The organism is Bradyrhizobium sp. CAR08 (assembly GCF_052871955.1).
In genome coordinates this window covers 136,629-157,794 of the sequence record NZ_JBIXJX010000012.1, presented here as the reverse complement: position 1 = coordinate 157,794, position 21,166 = coordinate 136,629, and the positions used below count along the sequence as shown (strand labels likewise).

The following is a 21,166-nucleotide window of genomic DNA, read 5'->3' as shown; positions in this document are numbered from 1 at the left end:
GCAGCTGAAGTCGAATTCCGTCGCGCAGCGAGGGCAGGCCGCCTCCGATCAGCAGACGAACATGCGGACGGCGCCTGACTGGAATCAGGACCATGTCATTCAAATTGCGGCGCGCGCAGCGCCTTGGCGGAGCAAGCCTGCTCCTGCTCGGCGCCGCCACCTCGGCGCTGGCCGAGGATAAGTCATCGACCGAGATCCCCGCCGTCACCGTGACGGCTCCGAGCCCCATCGTGCGCAGGGCGGTGGTGCCGACCCGCAACCCCGGTCGTCCCACCCGAACCGCGCGGGCACGCAGCCACCAACGCGCTGCGGACGCCACGCCGGCAACCTCCACGCCGGCCGCACCTCAGCAGGGCGTGCTGCCCATCGTGACCAACCAGTTCGCGACGGTCACGGTGGTGCCGAACGAAGAGATCCGCCGCGAGGGCGGCGGCCAGCTCGGCGACCTTCTGTTCTCGAAACCCGGCATCACCGGATCGAGCTTCGCGCCCGGCGCCTCCAGCCGGCCGATCATCCGGGGACTCGACGTCAACCGCATCGGCATCGTCGAGAACGGCACCAATGCCGGCGGCGCCTCCGATCTCGGCGAGGATCACTTCGTTCCAATTGATCCGCTCGCGACCAACCAGGTCGAGGTGGTACGCGGGCCGGCTGCGCTGCGCTATGGCTCGACCTCGATCGGCGGCGTCGTCAGCGCCACCAACAACCGGATTCCCGACGCGCTGCCGACCTGCGCTCCGTCGTTCCAGACCTACGGCATGCCGACGAAGGCACCGCTCGCAGCGGCCGCGACTTCGCCTTGCGTCACCGCCGAGACGCGCAGCGCGTTCAGTTCGGTCGACCGCGGCGTCGAAAGCGGCGTGCTGCTCGACACGGGCGGCGGCAATTTTGCCTTCCATGCCGACGTCTACGGGCGCAACACCACCGACTACAGCATCCCGAGCTACCCGTACCTCGCCGACCAGACCCGGCCCGTCGCCAACGGACGCCAGCCCAACTCGGCGACGCGCTCAGACGGCGCCTCGATCGGCGGCTCCTACTTTTTCCAGGGCGGCTATATCGGCGCGGCGATCACGCAGAACGACTCCCTGTACCACATCCCCGGCATCGACGGCGCCGACCACAACACGCGGATCGACGCCCATCAGACCAAGATCAACGTCAAGGGCGAGTACCATCCCGACGCTACGGCGATCGACGTCGTTCGCTTCTGGGCCGGCGCGACCGATTACCGGCACAACGAGATCGGGCTTGCCGATCCCGCCGATTCCAACACGGACGGCGTGCGGCAGACCTTCACCAACAAGGAGCAGGAGATCCGCACCGAGGTGCAGCTGATGCCGTTCAACGCGCGCTTCGCCGAGGTGACGACGGCGCTGGGCTTCCAGGTCGGCCATCAGGAATTGAGCGCGCCGAGCCCGGACAATCCGGGCACGCTGTTCAACGGCCTGTGGGACCCGAACAACAGCACGCGCGTTGCCGGTTACGCGTTCAACGAGTTCAAGTTCACGGACGCGACGCGGGCGCAGATCGCCGGCCGCATCGAGCATGTCGAGCTGCACGGGACGACGCCGGATTTTCCCGCGGACTTCCTGCCCGACGGCACGCCGCAGGCGGGCATCGGCCGTAATCCGTCCTTCACGCCGAAGAGCGGCAGCATCGGCCTGTTGCAGGACCTGCCAGGCGGCATGGTCGGCAGCATCACCGCGCAATATGTCGAGCGCGCGCCGAAGGCCGCCGAGCTGTTCTCGCGCGGCGCACATGATGCGACCGCGACCTTCGACATCGGCAACCCCAACCTCACCATCGAGACCGCGAAATCCGTGGAGGTCGGCCTGCGCAAGGCAACGGGGCCGTTCCGCTTCGAGGCGACGGTCTACTACACGCATTTCAACAACTTCATCTATCGCCGTCTCACCGGCGTGATGTGCGACGACGACTTTGCCTCGTGCGGCACGCCCGGCGCCGAGGTGAACCAGGCGGTCTATTCGCAGCGGGACGCGAACTTTCGCGGCGGCGAATTCCAGTCGCAGCTCGACGTCGGTGCATTCCAGGGCGGCATCTGGGGCATCGAGAACCAGTTCGACGTGGTCCGGGCCACCTTCACCGACGGCACCAATGTGCCGCGCATTCCGCCGGTGAGACTGGGCGGCGGCGTGTTCTGGCGCGACGACAACTGGCTGATGCGCGTTAATCTGTTGCACGCCTTCGCTCAGAACAACGTCGCGGTGATCGCGGAGACGCCGACGCCGGGCTACAATCTCTTGAAGGCCGAGGTGAGCTACAAGACCAAGCTCAACCCGAATGCATTCGGCGCGCGCGAGATGCTGCTCGGCCTCGTCGGCAACAATCTGTTGAACGAAAACATCCGCAACTCGGTGTCCTACACCAAGGACGAGGTGTTGATGCCCGGCATCGGGGTACGGGCGTTCGCGAACTTCAAGTTCTGAAAGCGCGATAGCTAGCCGGACTTCATCGTGCTGTGGCTGAGGCGGCCGCTTCGGGGGCCCCCTCTGATGCCTCCTGAAACAGCACGGCAAACAGCAGGGTCCACAATGTCAGGAGAGAAATAGGGATCGTGTAGTACGGCGTCGCGATCGGATAGGTGAAGAAGAAGGCGAGGTTGAGCGCCAGATTGGCGATCGTGAGCAGCGCGACGCGGCGAATGCCGTTCGCCTGCCGCAACAGCCAGATCGAGCCTGCGATTCCGATGACGATCAGCAAGGTCTGGAGCGGATCGGCCAGATAGTCCCGGACCACCGCGAACGAAAAATCCAGTGGCCTGACATCGGGATTGTTGCCGTAGGTCGATGCGAACGGACTGCCGGCGTTGACGGCGTAAGAGACGATGGTCGGGATCACGCCGGCCAGCAACGCGACGCCGAACACAAGCCCCTGCAAGAACCGGGACATCGTCCGCTTCGTAAGAAACGCGACGAGGAGAAAGAGACCATAGCCCGACGCCAGGAAAAGGTTGGCCAATCGAAAATCGACGGTCAATCCGAGCAGGAAACCGATTGGCGCCAGCAGCCAGATATTCGGTTGAGATCGCGGGCCCGCCAGCCATCGCGCCGTGAGACATCCTGCGAGCGCGCACACGACGACCGTCGGGGCCATCGAATAGCTCGCCTTGACCGGATTGACCATCAGGTAGATCGCAAGACAGCCGAACGTCCCGGCCATCAGGACCAACCTCATGCTGCGCGCGAGAGAAAGCGCAAACAGCGCAAAGCCCAGGACGACAATGGTCGCCAGCATGTACATGGGCGCGACCTGGTGCCCTGGCGGAAACAACGCCAACACGAGGCCGACGCCCGGCGGGTATTGAATGACGACCTTCCCCGTGGTCGGCATCAGATTGTGACATGGCGCCGCGGTCGTATCGTTCCAGTCGGGGTAGCCGATCTCCTTCAGCTTTGCTTTCTGATAGCCATCGTCGTCGCGGGTGAGGCTGGTGTCGAATCCCTCCACCAGCCCGAATCTCTGGAACAGATGCGCCTGCCGCAGGTAGCAGATGTCGTCATAGACGCCGCGCGCCTCGTTCCATCGCATCATGGTCCAGAAATGGCCGACCAGCACCGCGAGAAACAACACGACGAAGAAGGCTTTGCTGGTGTGGATCTTCTTCATCGGGATCATGCTGGGGCGGGAGGCGCTGCTTCAGCGGAATGCAAGATAGAGATTGGACGATAGCGGGCCGAGCGACAAACCGGTGTAGCCCACAGCCGCGGACATGGGGTTGGACGACTTGGCACTCGCAGACTCGGCAACCAGCGCGGCGAGCCCCAGCAGCCGTTTTCGCGTCATCAGGATCAGATTCTGCTCGTCGGTCCATTCCGACTTGCCGGCGATCATGCAGGCGATCCTGAAGGTGCCGTCCAGATAGTGCGCCAGCGGGATGGCCGTGTGGTGCTCAACCGGAAAGAACCTGTTGGGCACCGTGATGAAGACCCGCCGCGCGACGCGGCCAAGCTCCTCGACCAGGAGCACCTGGTTTTCATGGCTGCCGGCATGCTCGAGCACGGCATTGGACGTCGCGACGTCGAACGCATTGTCGTCAAACGGCAGCCGTGTATTCGGTTCGATCTGCACGTAACGGCAAAGCGGAAAAGCCGCCTTGAACCCGATACCTTCGCCGAGCCCGCAAGCCGTGATCTTGTGCTGATGCGGGTAGCTTCGCTCCAGCACGTTGGCGCCGTCGTTGATCACGTCGGACACGCCGACATCCAGGATCTCGTCCGCCGAGGACGGCTGCATCTGGGCGATGAAATCCTGGTAGATGCGGTCGCGCGCCGCGATCAGCAGCTTTTCCGCCGTGCTCCCGGACGCCACTTCCCGGTAATATTGCTGATCGACCGGCACTGCCCTACCTTCATGTGAGCTTCGAAGCGAGGGCGCGTCAGGTTCGCGTCTTGCTCCAGTCGGGACCGACCGGCCCCGATACGCCTTCGAACGCGCCCTCGACCAACTCGATGACGAGGAGCCGGCTGTAATCGACCGGGCCCGGCATGGTGACGCGTCCCTTGGGGACTTGCTTGAAGCCGACGCGGCTGTAATAGGGTTCGTCGCCGACCAGCAGCACCAGGCGATGGCCCTGCGCCTTGGCATCCTTCAGCGCGCGCTCGAGCAGCAGCCGGCCGACGCCGCGGCTGCGGAACGGAGGCTCGACCGTCAGGGGCCCGAGCAGCAACGCCGGCGTGTCGCCGACGCAAATCGGCAATTGCCGGACGGATCCGACCAGCAACGTACCGACGCGGGCGGTGAAGGATAGATCGAGCACATGGTCCACGTGCTCGCGGATGCGGTACGCGCTGAGCACGAAGCGGCCCGGTCCGAAGGTGCGTTCGTGCAGCCGCTCGATCGCCTGAGCATCGCCGACGGCTTCCGACCGGATGGTGAGGGAAAGATCGTTCATCGCGTCGGCGGGATATCACCTTGGAGGGCAGCGGTCCATACGATTGCGCCCGGCCCCCGGGGCAATTTCAGCTCCGCCCGAGCGGTGGTTGGGACAGGTAGGCGAGCATCTTCATTTCCCGCCGCCCGCGCGTCACGGTGTCGAGCACGAGCCCCGACGAAGCCGAAAGCAGCGCCATGATCATCAGACCCATGGAAAGCACGGCGGTCGGCAGGCGCGGTACCAGGCCGGTTTCGAGGAAGGTGATCACCACGGGCAATCCGAAAGCGATCGACAGCAGCGCGAAGACGATGCCGATCGCCGAAAAGAAGCGCAGCGGCCGCTCCAACCGGTTGAGCTTCAGCATCGTGTTGAAGATGCGCAACCCATCCTGCCAAGTATTGAGCTTGGAGAAGGAGCCTTCCGGGCGCGCATAATAGGGCGTCCCGACCTCGGCGACCGGCAGCGACAATTCCAGCGCATAGACCGCGAACTCGGTCTCGATCTCGAAACCGCCGGACAGGACGGGAAAGGATTTGACGAAGCGGCGGGAGAACACGCGGTAACCGGACAAGATGTCCTTGAAGGTGTGGCCGAAAGTCGATGCCAGGAAACCGGTGAACAGCCGATTGCCGATGCGATGACCGCGCCGGTAGGCCGCTTGCGATTGATCGACACGCAGGCCGACAACCATATCCAGATGCTCGTCGAGGAGCTGGTCGATCATGCGCGACGCGCTCGGCGCGTCGTAGGTCGCATCGCCATCGACGAGCACGTAGATGTCGGCTTCGATGTCTGCGAACATGCGGCGAACGACGTGGCCTTTGCCCTGGCGCCGTTCGCTGCGCACGATCGCTCCCGCCTCGCGCGCGATTGCCGCGGTGCGGTCGGTCGAATTGTTGTCGTAAACGTAGACCTCGGCCGCAGGCAGGGCCTTGCGGAAATCGGCGATGACCGTCGCGACGGCGGCTTCCTCATTGTAGCAGGGCACCAGCACGGCGACCCGAAATGGCCATGACCTCGTCGATTCAGACAATCTTCATCCCTCGTCCATGCGCCGACACCGCAGGCGCGGCGATCTACTAGCACGGGCAGCCATCATCGCCACGTCGCAATCCGCGGCCTGTCGTGCAGGACTTCGGCGATCCGCAACCGCGTGCCCGGCGTGGTCCCCTCGGGCAGCGCAGTGACCGCGAAGAATCCGCACTCCGCGATCTCGCGGTTGGGCGCGGGCAGGCGATCCTGCTTGAACTGCCTGACGACGTAGACCGCGACATGGTCGCGGCGGGAGACGTGGCTGTTGAGGAAGATGCCGTGCAGCACGGCGTCGCCGGTGAGATCGATATCCCCCTCCTCCTTGAGCTCGCGGCGCATCGCGTGCTCCATGGTCTCGCCGAGATCGACGCCGCCGCCGGGCAGATACCAGCCCGTGACGTAGCTGTGCCTGACCAGGAACACCCTGGTGTCGGCATCCACCACCACGGCGCGGACGCCGAGCGTCATCCCGCGGACCAGCAGGAAATAGGCGTGGAAGATTCGCCGCAGCAGCGGCTCGAATTTCCGTCGGACGCTGTTCAGACGTTCCCCCATCGGGCTCCCTTGATGCCCCGCTTGCACCTAGCCTGCGACCTTGCCATTACAGCGGACGAATAGCGAGGCAATCGCCCCCCATGGCTCCCTTCACGCTCGCCCATCTGTCCGACCCGCATCTGCCGCCGCTGCCGAAGCCCCGGCTGATCGAGCTCGCCGGCAAGCGCGCGTTCGGCTATGTCAACTGGACGCGCAACCGTCACAAATACCAGCGCCGCGAGGTGCTCGACGCCCTTGTCGCCGACGTGAAGGCGCAAGGTCCCGACCACATCGCGGTCACAGGCGATCTCGTCAATCTGGCGCTGGAGGCGGAGTTCGCGCCGGCGCGCGCCTGGCTCGACGGCGTCGGTCCGCCCGACCGCGTCACCACGATTCCCGGCAATCACGACGCTTATGTCCGCGCTACCTTTCATCGCTTCGGCGAAACCTTCGCGCCCTATCTTGCGGGCGACGATGGCCGTATCGGCTTTCCGAGCCTGCGCCGGCGCGGGCCGCTCGCACTGATCAGCCTGTCCACGGCGGTGCCCACCTTGCCGTTGATGGCGACAGGCGCGCTCGGACGCGAACAGCTCGCGGCGCTCGAAGAGGTGCTCGAGCGGCTCGCAACCGAGGACGTCTTTCGCGTGCTGCTGATGCATCATCCCCTGAAGTCCGGCGCGCGCCACAAGCGCATGACTGACTCCGCCGGGCTGCTGACGCTTTTGAAACGCCACGGCGTCGAGTTGATCCTGCATGGACACGACCACATTCATTCGACGATGTGGTTCGAGGGACCCAACGGCAATATTCCGGCCCTCGGCGTGCCGTCGGCCTCCGCGCTCGCGCACGGCCGCACCCCGGCTGCGGCCTACAATCTGTTCACGATCGAGAAGGACAACGCCGGCTGGCGTTGCGAGCAGACGGTGCGGAGCCTGGGGGTTGGACTTCAGATCGGACAGATCAAGCATGTGAGATTGATTTGAGGCCGCCCGTCATTGCTCGCAATGACGACGGCGAACGTCTCACCAGCTCCGCAGCGCCGCGAGCACGGCAACACCGAACAGCGCGGCGGCGCCGAGCACAAATCCGAACACGAACGGCCACACGCGCGAGCGGCGCCGCGGCGGCGCTAGCTCGGGCTTCGGCTCGGGCGGGACCACCATCGCATGCTCGCGTTCGATCATGCGGCGGGCGACATAATCAGTCACGGCCTCGACGATGACAGCGGTGTCGTGCGATTCGGCGAGCACGATGCGGCCGAAGCGGGTGTCCTGCACGAAGCGGTACATTCGCTTGTCACGCCCCATCAAGATATGCGCGACGACGTCGATCCAGAGCCTGGGCGTGTCGCCCTGGCTGATGCCACGGTCGAACAGGTCGATCTGATCGGGCACCTGCGCGAACAGGGGATCGAGCGAATCGTTGAGGATCTCGAGCCGCGCCACCTCGGCATCGCGCAAATCGACGACGACGCCGGTCCGGTCGGCGGCCTCGATCCGCGCGCGCAACAGCGCATCGCGCAGCCGCACCGGGCGCGGCTGGCTGGGATGGATCCCGCTGGTCTCGGGCTCTGACATTGGCGGCCTCGTCCTCACTTGGCGGGATTAACCTATCAGCAACCAAAGTGTCCGCAAAGGGCCTACAATTCCAGTGACTTACGACGCCCACAAATCTTTCACCTGTGCCAAAAACAGACGGTCCCACCCGGCTTGCGCCGGATGGGACCCTCCGTCCTTGGACGTCTTCTTATTCAGATTGGCATGCAAGTTCAGATTGTCACGCCGAGACCCGCGACGGCTCTTCCACGATCGAGAAGCGGACGCCCGCCTTGTGGCGGTTCTCTTCCGAGACCGAGCGCCAGGCGTCCTCGGCCTCCTTGCGGGTCTTGAACGGACCCTGCACCTGGGCCGAACCTTCCACGAGCTTGTGGAAGTTCATCGAACCGAACTCGCCGCCGATCACCCAGAAATTGCTGTTGGTCATTGTCAGTCTCCTGTCGATTAGCGTGATGCGTTAGCCGAACTGGTTCATCGTGTTGTGGGCACCGCCCGCCTTCAGGGCAGCCTCGCCGGCGAAGTATTCCTTGTGGTCGTCGCCGATGTCGGAGCCGGCCATGTTCTGATGCTTGGCGCAGGCGATACCCTGACGGATCTCGGCGCGCTGGACGTTCTTGACATAGCCGAGCATGCCCTGGTCGCCGAAATATTCCTTCGCCAGATTGTCCGTCGATAGCGCCGCCGTGTGATAGGTCGGCAACGTGATCAGGTGGTGGAAGATGCCGGCACGCTTGGCCGAATCCGCCTGGAAGGTACGGATGCGCTCGTCGGCTTCCTTCCCCAGCGGCGTATCGTCGTATTCCGGCTTCATCAGCTCGGCACGATTGTACTTGCTGACGTCCTTCCCGGCTTCCTTCATGGCGTCGTAGACCTGCCAACGGAAGTTGAGGGTCCAGTTGAACGAGGGCGAGTTGTTGTAGGCCAGCTTCGCGTTCGGAACCACCTTGCGGATCCGGTCGACCATCTTGGCGATCTGCTCGATATGCGGCTTCTCGGTTTCGATCCAGAGCAGGTCGGCGCCGTTCTGCAGCGAGGTGATGCAATCCAGCACGCAGCGGTCTTCGCCGGTGCCCGGGCGGAACTGATAGAGATTGGAGGGCAGGCGCTTCGGACGCATCATCTTGCCGTTACGGTTGATGATGACGTCGCCGTTGCGGGCGTTCTCCGCGGTCACTTCCTCGCAATCCAGGAAGCTGTTGTACTGGTCGCCGAGGTCGCCGGGCTTGTGGCTGACCGCGATCTGCTGGGTCAGGCCGGCACCGAGCGAGTCGGTGCGGGTCACGACGATGCCGTCTTCAACGCCGAGTTCGAGGAAGGCGTGGCGGCAGGCCCGGATCTTGGCCAGGAACACCTCGTGCGGCACGGTGACCTTGCCGTCCTGGTGGCCGCACTGCTTTTCGTCCGAGACCTGGTTCTCGATCTGGAGCGCGCAGGCACCCGCCTCGATCATCTTCTTGGCGAGCAGATAGGTGGCCTCCGCATTGCCGAAGCCGGCGTCGATGTCGGCGATGACGGGCACGACATGGGTCTGGAAGTTATCGATCTTCTCGATCAGCTCCTTCTCTCTGGTCTTTTCGCCTTCCTTGCGGGCCTTATCGAGGTTGCGGAAGATATCGTTCAGCTCGCGCGAATCGGCCTGACGCAGGAAGGTGTAGAGCTCTTCGATCAGCGCCGGCACCGAGGTCTTCTCGTGCATCGACTGGTCCGGCAGCGGGCCGAACTCGGAGCGCAGCGCCGCGATCATCCAGCCGGACAGGTACAGATAGGTGCGATCGGTCTTGCCAAAGTGCTTCTTGACCGAGATCAGCTTCTGCTGGGCGATGAAGCCGTGCCAGCAGCCCAACGACTGCGTGTACTTGGTGGGGTCGCCGTCGTAGGCGGCCATGTCGGCCCGCATCAGCGCCGCGGTGTAGCGAGCGACGTCGAGGCCGGTCTTGAAGCGATTCTGCAGGCGCATGCGGGCGACGGCCTCGGCCGACACCCCGTTCCAGGTCGGCTGGGTCTCCAGGAGCGACCGGGCCGCCTCGACCTCACTCTGATACGAGGCAGGGGCCTGGAAGGTGCTGATGCCGCGGGGCTGGTAATTCATGTGCCTGATCCTTTCACGACGATGGCACCGCCATCGACATTCTTGACAATGCATTGCGAGATGCGTGTCAGAAGCTAAACGCGAGAAAGCCTAGCTCGTATAGTAGTCTTGTATTTGAATGGTGATGTCATGTAACATAGGTGATTGTAATAAATGTCACTTTGTAAAACTTGTAAAGAATATAGGTCAGTAAGACTGCCTTACGACTTTGGAGACCTAGAATGCCCGCCGGATCCGGTAAGAAGCTCTTCGTCGGCCCGCGCTTCCGGCGGATCCGGCAGCAATTGGGGCTGTCGCAGACTCAGATCGCCGAGGGGCTCGGGATCTCGCCGAGCTATGTCAACTTGATCGAGCGCAACCAGCGTCCGGTGACTGCGCAGATCCTGCTACGGCTGGCCGAAACCTACGACCTCGACCTGCGCGACCTCGCGACCGCCGACGAGGACCGCTTCTTCGCCGAACTCAACGAGATCTTCTCCGACCCGCTGTTCCGCCAGATCGACGTTCCCAAGCAGGAACTGCGCGATCTGGCCGAGCTTTGCCCCGGCGTCACCCATGCGCTGCAACGGCTCTATGCCGCCTATACCGAGGCCCGCCAGGGCGAGACGCTGGCCGCGGCGCAAATGGCCGACCGCGACGTCGGCACCCGCTATGAGGCCAATCCGGTCGAGCGCGTCCGCGAGCTGATCGAGGCCAACCGCAACTACTTTCCGGAACTCGAGCAGGCCGCGGAGACTCTGCGCGACGGACTGAACGTGCCGGCCGAAGAGCTTTATGCGGCACTGGCGGCACGGCTGCGCGAAAAGCATTCGATCCAGACCCGCATCATGCCGGTGGACGTGATGCGCGAGACGCTGAGGCGCTTCGACCGCCATCGGCGCCAGCTCCTGATCTCCGAACTGGTCGACCCGCCCGGCCGCGCGTTCCAGCTCGCCTTTCAGCTCGGCCTCGTTGAATGCGCGCAGCATCTGGAGACCATCATCGGCCGCGCCGGCGCGCTCGACGACACACCGCGCCGCCTATTCCGGATCACGCTCGGCAACTACTTTGCGGCCGCGGTGATGATGCCCTACCCGGCCTTCCTGGCCGCGGCAGAAGCGTTGAACTACGACATCCATCTGCTGGCGCAGCGCTTCAATTCCGGCTTCGAGCAGGTCTGCCATCGGCTCACCACCCTGCAGCGGCCGAACGCGCGCGGCATCCCGTTCTTCCTCTTGCGCGTCGACAATGCAGGCAATGTCTCGAAGCGATTTTCGTCGGGCACGTTCCCGTTCTCGAAATTCGGCGGCACGTGTCCGTTGTGGAACGTGCACTCGACCTTCGACACGCCTGACCGCCTGCTGAAGCAGGTGATCGAGCTGCCGGACGGTACGCGCTATTTCTCGATCGCGCAGATGGTGCGCCGCCCCGTCGCGCCGCACCCGCTGCCACAGCCGCGCTTCGCCATTGGCCTCGGCTGCGAGATCCGTCACGCCGCGCGCCTCGTCTACGCTGCCGGCATCGATCTGGAGAAAACGGAGGGCACGCCGATCGGCGTCAACTGCCGTCTCTGCGAGCGCGAAAACTGCGCCCAGCGCGCCGAGCCGCCGATCACGCGCACCCTGATCCTGGACGAGACGACGCGGCGGGTGTCGAGCTTTGCATTCTCGAATGCGAGGGAGCTGTAAAGCACACCGTTGTCATGCCCCGCGAAGGCGGGGCATCCAGTACGCCGCGGCCTATCGGTTCAATCCCTGCCGTCTCGGAGTACTGGACGCCCGGTCAAGCCGGGCGATGACAGTTGAATGTGCGGCTGCACCCAATCCCTACGCCAGCGTATGCACGATCACCGGCCCGGCGGCGGCGCGGGCGTCGCCTGCAAGCAGCGCGCCCAGATCCTTCTCGATCCAGGCGATCGCACGCCTGTTCGCCTCCTCCGCCTGCTCGAATTTGTCGAAGATCGAAATCGCCGTGACCGTGTCGTCACCGGCATAGACGACGTAATAGGCGCGGAAGCCGTCGACGTCGCTGATGATCGGAACGGCGCCTTCCTTGATACGGCGCGCCAGCTCTTCGGCGCTCCCGCTTTTTGCCTTGGCCTGACGGATGGCGGCATACATGGCATCCTCGCTTCCGGCTATCTGGTTTGAGGGCTTGGTGCCCGGACCGCATGCTACGCCGAAGCACGCGGGCAATCCACGCTTGGTTAACTCGGCGCTAATTCAGTTCCGCGATCCGCAACGATCGATTAAGCACGCCTCAACATCGCTGCCTTAGTCTCGCCCCACTCACTTTTCGCAAACAACGGCGGCTTATTCTGCCGCGTGAAGTGACATCAGGGGGTTCATCATGCGCATTGCGTTGCTGCTGACCGCGACCATTGTCGGCGCGCTCTTTGCCAATCCATCCCATGCCGGACCGCCGGATGCGTCCTCCGGCGCAGCGCAGGCGTTACCGCCGGGCTTCCAGAGCTACCGCGGCTACATGTTCGACCTGTCGGAGAATTCCGACCGCAAGGATGTCGACAAGCTCACCGACAATGTGAAGAGCCAGATCGACGTGGTCGAGGCTGCCGGCCTCTCGCCGCGCGTGCTGCGCTTCTTCCGCACCGTCCCGATCATCGCCAGCGAGCTGGCCTGCCTCGACGAAGGCGCCGCGACCGCGTGCTACGGCCGGGTCACGCCTGACATCCAGCGCACCGCTCCCCGCACGCTGACGGTCTGGGACCCCAACAAGCAGCGCTGGAGCAATCCGAACGCCGTCGACCTCGCGGTCGATTCCGGCCTCGGCGTGATCATGCTGCGGCCGGATATGATGCGTTACGAAAAGGAAGCGGTGCTGCTGCACGAGCTCCTGCACGCCTACCATGCGCGGCTGTTGCCGGACGGCTACGCCAACAAAGGCGTGATCGGCTATTACGCCTACGCCAAGTCCAAGGATCTCCTGCCCAGGGAATCCTATGCGCTGAAGAATCACATGGAATTCTTTGCGGTGACCGCCAGCATCTTCCTGGCCGGGAAGAGCGAATTCCACGACCCGAAGTCGCGCGAGGCGCTCAAGGAGAAGTTGCCGGACTATTACAAGTATCTGGTGGGGGTGTTCGGCTTCGACCCCGATCCGGCAGCTGCGAGCGGCCCGGTCGCCTCGCTGAAGTAAGACAGACAGCGCAAAACCAAGGCAGAAAGCCGCGCGCACAGCGCGGCTTTTTTGTTTTGGTCACCGGAAGCTGCGGATGACGCGCGGCCGGGAATTGCCAAGGTGGGGCCCGATCTGCATAGTCCCGCCCGCATCGATACCGTTTTCGAAGAGGATAGAACAACATGGCGGACGCCGACCTGGATGTCGTGATCCGGCAACTGGCCAGACAGCTGCATACGGGCCTGATGACCCGCGCCAAGGAGCGCCGGGATCGATTCAACGGCCTTGCGGCCAAGGCCAAGGGCAAGGAGACCGGCGACCGCTTCAAGATGATGGCCAAGGCCACCATGGAGCAGGCCATTGCCGCCGCCAAGCGCCTGCAGATGTCCGCCGACAACGTCGCCGACAGCTACGCGCGGTCGATGCGGATCGCCGCCAGCACACCGGTCGCGGTGAAGGTGGAGAAGAAGGCGCCCAAGGAAAAGCCGGTGAAGAAGGCGAAGAAGGCCAAAACCAAGAAGTAGGAGCGCACTTTCTTCCTTCTCCCCTTGTGGGAGAAGGTGGCGTGAAGCGCCGGATGAGGGGTTGTTTCCGCGAATTCAACTGCAGCAGACTCACGCGCGGAGAGATACCCCTCACCCGTCTCGCCGTTTCGCGGCGAGCCACCCTCTCCCGCAAGGGGGAGGGTTGCAGCGGCGCACGCAGCTCTAGATATCTCTACCGCCCTGGCGCGGCGAGCCGGGTCGGCTCGGCGCTCGCGAGTTCGGCGAGTTTTGCGCGCGCTGTATCGCGGGTAAGGACATCCTTGCCGGCGGGCAGCGCCAGCGCGGCCTCGAAATCGGCGCGCGCCTCATTCGCCTGGCCGCGGGCGAGGAAGGCGAGGCCGCGGTCGAGCCGAGGCTGCGCATCCGAGGGGTCGAGGCGGACCGCGGTGTTGTAGCTCAGGATCGCGCGATCGAGATCGCCGGCGGCCGCGAGCGCGAGACCGCGCTGGTGATAGGGCGCGGCGTGCCTGGGATCATGCGCGATCGCCTCGTCGTAATCCTCGATGGCGAGTTCGAGGTCGCCGTTCTGCCGGCGCGCCAGCGCCCGATCGCGATAGAGCGAGGCGCGGTTGGGATTGAGATGGATGGCCTCGTCGAAATCCGCGATCGCCCGCCGCCAGTCGCCGTGGCGCAGCGCGATCCGTCCGCGCCCCTCATAGGCGAAAGCGATCAGCGAGCCGCGCAGCGGCGAGAAGCCGATCACCGCCGAACAGATGTCGGGCTCGTCCTCGTCTCCGCAATTGACGACGGTGTGCGTGGACAGGCCAATCAGCACGCCCACGACGATCAACAATGGTACTGCAGCTTTGGTCATCTTCGACGGTGGCAGGCGGAGGGCCGGCCACGCATCCCCTTTCGCAGGAACTGTCACGGCAGGGTGTTAACACCGGCCGGGACCGTCCTGTGTGCGACAGGTCACAAAGCGCGCAAATTAGGGCTGCTGCGGCGTCAGCCCCATGGACCGCGTGAAGAGGAGCGGCCCCAGGGGCTCCGCGGCGGATAGTTCTCATTGGCGCCGACCGACGGCGACGCCTGCGCACCGAGCTCGGCTGCGAGCTGCTGAAGCGCCGCGATGCGATTCTGGGTCGAGGGATGGGTGGCAAACAGATTGTCCACGCCGTGGCCCGACAGCGGGTTAATGATGAACATGTGCGCGGTGGCGGGATTTCGTTCCGCCTCGGCGTTCGGGACCTGATGCGCCGCGCCTTCGATCTTCACCAGCGCCGATGCCAGCCACATCGGCTGACCGGCGATGCGTGCGCCGAGATTGTCCGCGGCGTATTCACGGGTGCGGCTGATCGCCATCTGCACCAGCATGGCGCCGATCGGGGCGAGGATCATCATCAGGATCGAGCCGACGATGCCCGGGCCGTTGTTGTCGCGGTTGCCGCCGAAGAACATGCCGAACTGCGCCAGCATCGAGATCGCACCGGCAATGGTCGCGGTCACAGTCATCAGCAGCGTGTCGTGGTGCTTGATATGAGCGAGCTCGTGCGCGATCACGCCCGCAAGCTCCTCGCGGCTGAGCTGGTGCATCAACCCGGTGGTGACCGCAACCGCGGCATTCTCGGGATTGCGCCCGGTGGCAAACGCGTTGGGCTGCGGCTCGTCCATCAGGAACACGCGCGGCATCGGCAAGCCGGCGCGGGCCGCTAGCTCGGCCACGAGCCCGACCAGCTCCGGTGCGCTGCTGCGGTCGACCTCATGGGCGCCATACATGGACAGCACCATCCGGTCGGAGTTCCAGTAGGTGAAGAGATTGGTCGCCGCGGCAATGACGAGCGCAATCATGGCGCCGCCGGCACCGCCGATCAGATAGCCGACGCCCATGAACAGGGCGGTGAGGCCTGCGAGCAGCATTGCGGTACGAAGATAATTCATGGCCGTCTCCCGAGGCCGGCCGTAGCCGCTGGAAGCGTTGCGGGCCGGCGAGCATGAGGTAGGGATGACCCCGGCCCGCCCGCAAGGTTTCAAGGTGCGTCGCGGAGCCGCGGCACTGGTTTGAGGTCAATCGTTCCATTAAGCTTGGCCGAGAATCCAAGCGTCTCCTCCCCTTGCGGAAACCTCATGCTCCAGACCCGATTTGCGATCGCGGCCGCCGCCCTGCTCACGCTCGCCCTTCCCGCCTCTGCCCAGTTCGCGCCGCCGCCGGCAAAGCCCGCGGCTCCCAGGGCCACTGGGCCCTCGCCGCGCGCGGCGTCGTGCCATAACGGGGCGAACTTCGATCGCTTCCTGGTCGACGTGAAACAGCAGGCCGTTGCCGCCGGCGTGTCGCAGCGGACGATCGCGGCGGCCTCGCCTTACCTCGTCTACGACCAGGGCATCGTCAATCGCGACCGCGGCCAGCGCGTGTTCGGCCAGCTCTTCACCGAATTTGCCGGCCGCATGGCCGCGCCCTATCGCATGCAGAACGGCCAGCAACATATCAAGCAACATGCGGCCGCGTTCGCGCGCGCGGAAAAGGAATACGGTGTGCCGCCGGCAGTGATCGCCGCGTTCTGGGGACTGGAGAGCGATTTCGGCGTCAACATGGGTAATCTGCCGACACTGAAATCGCTGGTGTCGCTGGCCTATGATTGCCGCCGCTCGGAGATGTTCGTGAACGAGACCATCGCCGCGCTGAAGATCATCGACCGGGGCGACCTGCAACCGGACGAGATGGTCGGCTCCTGGGCCGGCGAGCTCGGTCAGACCCAGTTCCTGCCCGTGCATTACGTCAACTATGCCGTCGACTATGACGGCGACGGCCGACGCGATCTCCTCCGCAGCGAGGACGACGTGATCGGCTCGACCGCGCACTACATCGCCAACGGCTTGAAGTGGCGGCGCGGCGAGCCGTGGCTGGAGGAGATCAAGGTGCCGCAGAACCTGCCGTGGGATCAGACCGACCTCACGGTGCAGCTGCCGCGCTCAAAATGGGCGCAGCTCGGGGTTACCTCTCCCGACGGCCGGCCGCTGCCGAACGACAATCTCGCGGCCTCCGTGCTGCTGCCGATGGGACGCTTCGGTCCGGCCTTCATGGCATACCCGAATTTCGCGGCCTACACCGAGTGGAATAACTCGCTGATCTATTCGACCACCGCGGGCTATCTCGCCACCCGCATCGCGGGCGCGGCTCCGATGCGAAAGCCGTCCACACCGGTCGCGCAGCTGCCATTCAACGAGCTCAAGCAATTGCAGCAGCTTCTGGTCCAGGCTGGCTTCAATGTCGGCAAGGTCGACGGCGTGCTGGGCCAGCAAAGCCGCGCCGCGGTGAAGGCGATGCAGATCAAATACGGTCTGCCGGCCGATTCCTGGCCTTCGGCCGAACTGCTCGCTCGCATGCGTGGGGGCACGGCACAGGCGCAGCCAGTGGGGACGATCCGGTAAGCACCAGGATCGCTGTCATGCCCCGCGAAAGCGGGGCATCCAGTACGCTGCGGCCTATCGATTCAATCACAGCTGCCTCGGAGTACTGGATCGCCCTGTCAAGCCGCGCGATGACATCGAGGGTATGTCGCCGATAGCACCACAAGCCCGCTCGGTAGAATTTTCGCACTGCACAAGCCCCTCCGGCGATTGTATTTTTCCATGACGTTCCCATGTGAGTAGCTCAGGTTTCTCCTGAGATTTCCCACTTTTGAAGCGAGCATCACATGTCCTTCCACGACGCCGTCGTTCCCGCCTATTTGCAAATGTTGAACAGCCTGATCGGCCTGCTCACGAAAGCCGAAGCGCATTGTGCGGCCAAGAAGGTCGACCCCAGCGTCCTGCTGGGCTCCCGCCTGTTTCCGGACATGCTGCCGCTCTCGAAGCAGATCCAGCTGGTCAGCGATTTCGCAGCCAAAGGTTGCGCCCGGCTGACCCATAGCGACGTGCTCTCCACACCGGACACCGAGACCAGCTTTGCGGAGTTGAAGCAGCGCCTGGCGAAGACCATCGACTACGTGAAATCGTTCAAGCCCGAGCAGTTCGAGGGCGCCGACACCAAGGACGTCACCTTCCCGGCCGGCCCCGACAAGTCCATCACCATGAAGGGCCAGCAATTCCTGAGCGCGTTCTCGCTGCCGAACTTCTATTTCCACGCCGCAACCGCCCACGGCCTTCTGCGCCACGCCGGCGTCGAGATCGGCAAGCGCGATTTCCTCGGCGCGAACTGAAAGGCGATTATTCAGACGGCCGCGGCGGGAGATCCAATCTGCTGCTGCGGCTAAAATTGCACATGCTTTATGCTGCGCGGCTCGGCTGCGCATCTCGCCTGCAGTTTCTGTATGGCTCCTCCCTTGCGCTGATTGCCGCAATGCACAAGTGTTCCGGATCTCTCACCGCCTGGAAGCATTCTCATGAGCCGTTCGACCAAATTGTTTGAGACCTACAAGCTCGGCCCGATCACGCTGGCGAACCGTTTCGTGATGGCGCCGCTGACGCGCAACCGCGCCGTTCCCGGCACCTTCGTACCGGGCGCGCTCGCCGCTGACTATTACGCCCAGCGTGCCTCGGCGGGGCTTCTGATTACCGAAGCGAGCCAGGTCTCACAGCAGGGCCAAGGCTACCAGGACACCCCCGGCATCTACTCAAAGGACCAGGTCGCCGGCTGGCGCACGGTCACCGATCAGGTGCATCAGCGCGGCGGCAAGGTCTTCATCCAGCTCTGGCATGTCGGCCGCATCTCGCATGTCGACCTTCAGGCCAATGGCGCAGCCCCGGTGGCGCCGAGCGCGATCCGCGCCAAGGGCAAGACTTTCGTCAACGGCACTTTCGCCGACGTCTCCGAGCCCCGTGCGCTCGAGCTCTCCGAAATTCCAGGCATCATCGACGATTTCAGGCGCGCCACGAAGAATGCGCTCGAAGCCGGCTTCGATGGCGTCGAGATCCACGGCGCCAACGGCTATCTGCTCGAACAATTCGCCAAGGACGGCACCAACAAGCGTACCGACGCCTATGGCGGCTCCATTGAAAACCGCGCGCGGCTGATGCTGGAAATCTCCAGGGCCGTCGTAGCGGAGGCTGGCGCCGATCGCACCGGCATCCGCATCTCGCCGGTGACGCCGGCCAACGACATCTCGGATTCGAACCCGCAGGCCCTCTACGACCATATCGTCGACGGCCTCGCCGCGCTCAAGCTCGTCTATCTCCATGTCGTCGAAGGCGCCACCGGCGGTTCGCGCGACATCGCGCCGTTCGACTATGCGGGCCTGCGCAAGCGCTTCCCCGGCGCCTACATCGCCAACAACGGCTATGATTTCGACCTCGCTGCCAAGGTGCTCGAGGCGAACGCGGCCGATCTCATCGCCTTCGGCAAGCCGTTCATCTCCAATCCCGATCTGGTCGAGCGGCTGAAGCAGGGCGCGGCGCTGAACGACTGGGACAAGAACACGTTCTACGGCGGCGGCGCGAAGGGATACACGGACTATCCGACGCTGGCGGCTGAGCCGGCGGAATAAGGCGTCGTTGTCGCTCCATCCTCCGTCATTGCGAGGAGCGAGCGACGAAGCAATCCAGACTACCTCCGTGGAAAGACTCTGGATTGTTTCGCTTCGCTCGCAATGACGTGTGGAAGCAAAATCCACGACAATAAAAAGAAAAAAGGCCGGGATTGCTCCCGGCCTTTCGTCGTTATGCTGATGTGCCTTACTGCAGCGAAGCGCGCTTCGGGGGCTGTGCCGGCCACGACTTGATCAGAGTGTCGTAGTCGACCGTCTCACCCTTCGGCTTCTCGTTGGCGAGCTTGCGCTGCGGGGCAATCGTGCCGTCCTTCTGGGCCTTGGCGAACCAGAACTCGGCCGACTCCTTCTTGTGCAGCTTCGGACCGCAGGCGCCCTGCACGCCCGACTTCTCCAGACGCTCCATGACGGAGTCCTGGGCCGCGGCAAGCGAGTCCATCGCGGCCTGCGGCGTCTTGGCACCGGACGACGCATCGCCGATGTTCTGCCACCACAGCTGCGCCAGCTTCGGATAGTCGGGCACGTTGTTGCCGGTCGGGGTCCACTGCACGCGCGCGGGCGAGCGGTAGAACTCGATCAGGCCGCCGAGCTTCGGCGCACGCTCGGTGAACGACTTGTCCCAGATGTCGGATTCACGGATGAACGTGAGACCGACATGGCTCTTCTTCAGCGACACCGTCTTGGAGACGATGAACTGGAGATAGAGCCAGGCCGCCTTGCGGCGATCCGGGGGAGTCGATTTGAGCAGCGTCGCCGAGCCCGCATCCTGGTAGCCGAGCTTCATGCCTTCCTTCCAGTACGAACCGTGCGGCGACGGAGCCATACGCCACTTCGGCGTACCGTCCGCGTTCATCACGGCGATGCCCGGCTTCACCATGTCGGCGGTGAAGGCGGTGTACCAGAACATCTGCTGGGCGATGTTGCCCTGCGCCGGCACCGGACCCGACTCGGAGAAGGTCATGCCCTGGGCCTGCGGCGGAGCATACTTCTTCATCCACTCGAGGTACTTGGTGATCGAGTAGACCGCGGCCGGACCGTTGGTGTCGCCGCCACGCTCGACCGAGGAGCCGACCGGACGGCAGCCTTCCATGCGGATGCCCCATTCGTCGACCGGCAGACCGTTCGGGATGCCCTTGTCGCCGTTACCGGCCATCGACAGCCAGGCGTCGGTGAAACGCCAGCCGAGCGAGGGGTCCTTCTTGCCATAGTCCATATGGCCATAGACCTTGACGCCGTTGATCTCCTTGATGTCGTTGGTGAAGAACTCGGCGATGTCTTCGTAGGCTGACCAGTTCACGGGCACGCCGAGCTCGTAGCCATACTTGGCCTTGAACTTGGCCTTGTAGTCGGCGTTGGTGAACCAGTCGTAGCGGAACCAGTAAAGGTTCGCGAACTGCTGGTCGGGCAGCTGATAGAGCTTGCCGTCCGGCGCCGTGCCGAACGACTTGCCGATGAAGTCGTTGACGTCGAGCATGGGGTCGGTGACGTCCTTGCCCTCGCCGGTCATATAGTCCGACAGCGCGATGGTCTGGCCGTAGCGGAAGTGGGTGCCGATCAGATCGGAATCGTTGATCCAGCCGTCGTACACGTTCTTGCCGGACTGCATCTGGGTCTGCAGCTTCTCGACGACGTCACCTTCCTGGATGATGTCGTGCTTGAGCTTGATGCCGGTGAGCTCGGAGAACGCCTTGGCCAGCGTCTGCGACTCATATTCGTGGGTCGTGATGGTTTCGGAGACCACGTTGATCTCCATTCCCTTGAAGGGCTCGGCGGCCTTGGCGAACCACTCCAGCTCCTTCTTCTGGTCTTCCTTCGACAGCGTCGAGGGCTGGAATTCCGCGATCCACTTCTGGATCGCGGCGTCGTCGGCGGCGCGCACCGGCGCCGAGACGGCCAGCGACACCGCGACGATGGCGGCGACGCTGGACATCGTCAGAAAGCTATTCTTGGTCAATGGACGTTCCCTTCTCCTA

The 21,166-nt window shown here is 64.1% G+C and carries 20 protein-coding genes; 8 read left to right on the top strand and 12 right to left on the bottom strand.

The features are described from left to right. Positions 1–92 precede the first annotated feature (92 nt). Complete coding sequence (locus ACIPUD_RS24840) at positions 93–2,450, top strand: TonB-dependent receptor (RefSeq protein WP_247475150.1); 2,358 nt, start codon at positions 93–95, stop codon at positions 2,448–2,450. Between the two features lie 22 nt (positions 2,451–2,472). On the opposite strand, the gene ACIPUD_RS24835 is transcribed toward ACIPUD_RS24840, so the two are convergent. The 5 genes from ACIPUD_RS24835 to ACIPUD_RS24815 form a co-directional block, all read right to left on the bottom strand. After that, positions 2,473–3,630 carry a hypothetical protein gene (locus tag ACIPUD_RS24835; RefSeq protein WP_446481735.1) on the bottom strand — a complete coding sequence of 386 codons (1,158 nt, stop codon included), beginning with the start codon at positions 3,628–3,630 and terminating at the stop codon, positions 2,473–2,475. Between the two features lie 30 nt (positions 3,631–3,660). Continuing rightward, positions 3,661–4,362, bottom strand: a complete 702-nt coding sequence (locus tag ACIPUD_RS24830; RefSeq protein ID WP_018454962.1) for a methyltransferase domain-containing protein — start codon at positions 4,360–4,362, stop codon at positions 3,661–3,663. Between the two features lie 37 nt (positions 4,363–4,399). Beyond that, entirely contained in the window at positions 4,400–4,915 is a 516-nt protein-coding gene (locus ACIPUD_RS24825; protein WP_018454963.1) for a GNAT family N-acetyltransferase, read from the bottom strand. A gap of 67 nt (positions 4,916–4,982) precedes the next feature. Continuing rightward, complete coding sequence (locus ACIPUD_RS24820; protein ID WP_446481734.1) at positions 4,983–5,930, bottom strand: glycosyltransferase family 2 protein; 948 nt, start codon at positions 5,928–5,930, stop codon at positions 4,983–4,985. 62 nt (positions 5,931–5,992) lie between these two features. Then, positions 5,993–6,484 carry an NUDIX domain-containing protein gene (locus tag ACIPUD_RS24815; RefSeq protein ID WP_085352656.1) on the bottom strand — a complete coding sequence of 164 codons (492 nt, stop codon included), beginning with the start codon at positions 6,482–6,484 and terminating at the stop codon, positions 5,993–5,995. Positions 6,485–6,564: 80 nt separating this feature from the next. Between ACIPUD_RS24815 and ACIPUD_RS24810 the strand changes: the two genes are divergently transcribed. Next, positions 6,565–7,446 carry a metallophosphoesterase family protein gene (locus ACIPUD_RS24810; RefSeq protein ID WP_446481733.1) on the top strand — a complete coding sequence of 294 codons (882 nt, stop codon included), beginning with the start codon at positions 6,565–6,567 and terminating at the stop codon, positions 7,444–7,446. Positions 7,447–7,485: 39 nt separating this feature from the next. Here the strand turns inward: ACIPUD_RS24810 and ACIPUD_RS24805 are convergent, their stop codons facing one another. The 3 genes from ACIPUD_RS24805 to ACIPUD_RS24795 form a co-directional block, all read right to left on the bottom strand. After that, entirely contained in the window at positions 7,486–8,040 is a 555-nt protein-coding gene (locus tag ACIPUD_RS24805; protein ID WP_018454967.1) for a hypothetical protein, read from the bottom strand. A 199-nt stretch (positions 8,041–8,239) separates the two neighbouring features. Then, a complete protein-coding gene (locus ACIPUD_RS24800; RefSeq protein ID WP_007595122.1) occupies positions 8,240–8,446 on the bottom strand; it encodes a DUF4170 domain-containing protein in 207 nt (68 codons plus the stop codon). Between the two features lie 30 nt (positions 8,447–8,476). Further along, positions 8,477–10,108, bottom strand: coding sequence for an isocitrate lyase (locus ACIPUD_RS24795; RefSeq protein ID WP_446481732.1), 1,632 nt, complete (start codon positions 10,106–10,108; stop codon positions 8,477–8,479). A gap of 221 nt (positions 10,109–10,329) precedes the next feature. Here ACIPUD_RS24795 and ACIPUD_RS24790 point away from each other — a divergent pair, with 221 nt between their 5' ends. Next, entirely contained in the window at positions 10,330–11,775 is a 1,446-nt protein-coding gene (locus tag ACIPUD_RS24790; protein WP_018454969.1) for a helix-turn-helix domain-containing protein, read from the top strand. Between the two features lie 138 nt (positions 11,776–11,913). Here ACIPUD_RS24790 and ACIPUD_RS24785 read toward each other — a convergent pair whose 3' ends face one another. Continuing rightward, positions 11,914–12,207 carry an antibiotic biosynthesis monooxygenase gene (locus ACIPUD_RS24785; protein ID WP_007607017.1) on the bottom strand — a complete coding sequence of 98 codons (294 nt, stop codon included), beginning with the start codon at positions 12,205–12,207 and terminating at the stop codon, positions 11,914–11,916. A 229-nt stretch (positions 12,208–12,436) separates the two neighbouring features. Between ACIPUD_RS24785 and ACIPUD_RS24780 the strand changes: the two genes are divergently transcribed. Together ACIPUD_RS24780 and ACIPUD_RS24775 are read left to right on the top strand one after the other, a co-directional pair. Continuing rightward, positions 12,437–13,243 (top strand): hypothetical protein, encoded by an 807-nt coding sequence (locus tag ACIPUD_RS24780; RefSeq protein ID WP_085361312.1) that lies wholly within the window; start codon positions 12,437–12,439, stop codon positions 13,241–13,243. A gap of 164 nt (positions 13,244–13,407) precedes the next feature. Further along, positions 13,408–13,749, top strand: coding sequence for a hypothetical protein (locus tag ACIPUD_RS24775; RefSeq protein ID WP_085361311.1), 342 nt, complete (start codon positions 13,408–13,410; stop codon positions 13,747–13,749). 193 nt (positions 13,750–13,942) lie between these two features. On the opposite strand, the gene ACIPUD_RS24770 is transcribed toward ACIPUD_RS24775, so the two are convergent. Both ACIPUD_RS24770 and htpX read right to left on the bottom strand, forming a co-directional pair. Further along, on the bottom strand, positions 13,943–14,584 hold the full coding sequence (locus ACIPUD_RS24770) for a tetratricopeptide repeat protein (RefSeq protein ID WP_198957656.1): 642 nt from the start codon (positions 14,582–14,584) through the stop codon (positions 13,943–13,945). A 134-nt stretch (positions 14,585–14,718) separates the two neighbouring features. Continuing rightward, the gene (gene htpX, locus ACIPUD_RS24765; protein WP_085361309.1) at positions 14,719–15,651 is read right to left on the bottom strand and encodes a zinc metalloprotease HtpX; all 933 of its coding nucleotides are present in this window, start codon (positions 15,649–15,651) and stop codon (positions 14,719–14,721) included. 186 nt (positions 15,652–15,837) lie between these two features. Between htpX and ACIPUD_RS24760 the strand changes: the two genes are divergently transcribed. The 3 genes from ACIPUD_RS24760 to ACIPUD_RS24750 all read left to right on the top strand — a co-directional run bounded on the left by ACIPUD_RS24760 (position 15,838) and on the right by ACIPUD_RS24750 (position 19,193). Then, the gene (locus ACIPUD_RS24760) at positions 15,838–17,139 is read left to right on the top strand and encodes a lytic murein transglycosylase (protein WP_446481731.1); all 1,302 of its coding nucleotides are present in this window, start codon (positions 15,838–15,840) and stop codon (positions 17,137–17,139) included. 266 nt (positions 17,140–17,405) lie between these two features. Further along, complete coding sequence (locus ACIPUD_RS24755; RefSeq protein WP_446481730.1) at positions 17,406–17,909, top strand: DUF1993 domain-containing protein; 504 nt, start codon at positions 17,406–17,408, stop codon at positions 17,907–17,909. A 183-nt stretch (positions 17,910–18,092) separates the two neighbouring features. Then, positions 18,093–19,193 (top strand): alkene reductase, encoded by a 1,101-nt coding sequence (locus ACIPUD_RS24750; RefSeq protein WP_446481729.1) that lies wholly within the window; start codon positions 18,093–18,095, stop codon positions 19,191–19,193. Between the two features lie 187 nt (positions 19,194–19,380). On the opposite strand, the gene ACIPUD_RS24745 is transcribed toward ACIPUD_RS24750, so the two are convergent. Then, positions 19,381–21,123, bottom strand: coding sequence for an ABC transporter substrate-binding protein (locus ACIPUD_RS24745; protein ID WP_039799251.1), 1,743 nt, complete (start codon positions 21,121–21,123; stop codon positions 19,381–19,383). Between the last annotated feature and the right edge of the window lie 43 nt (positions 21,124–21,166).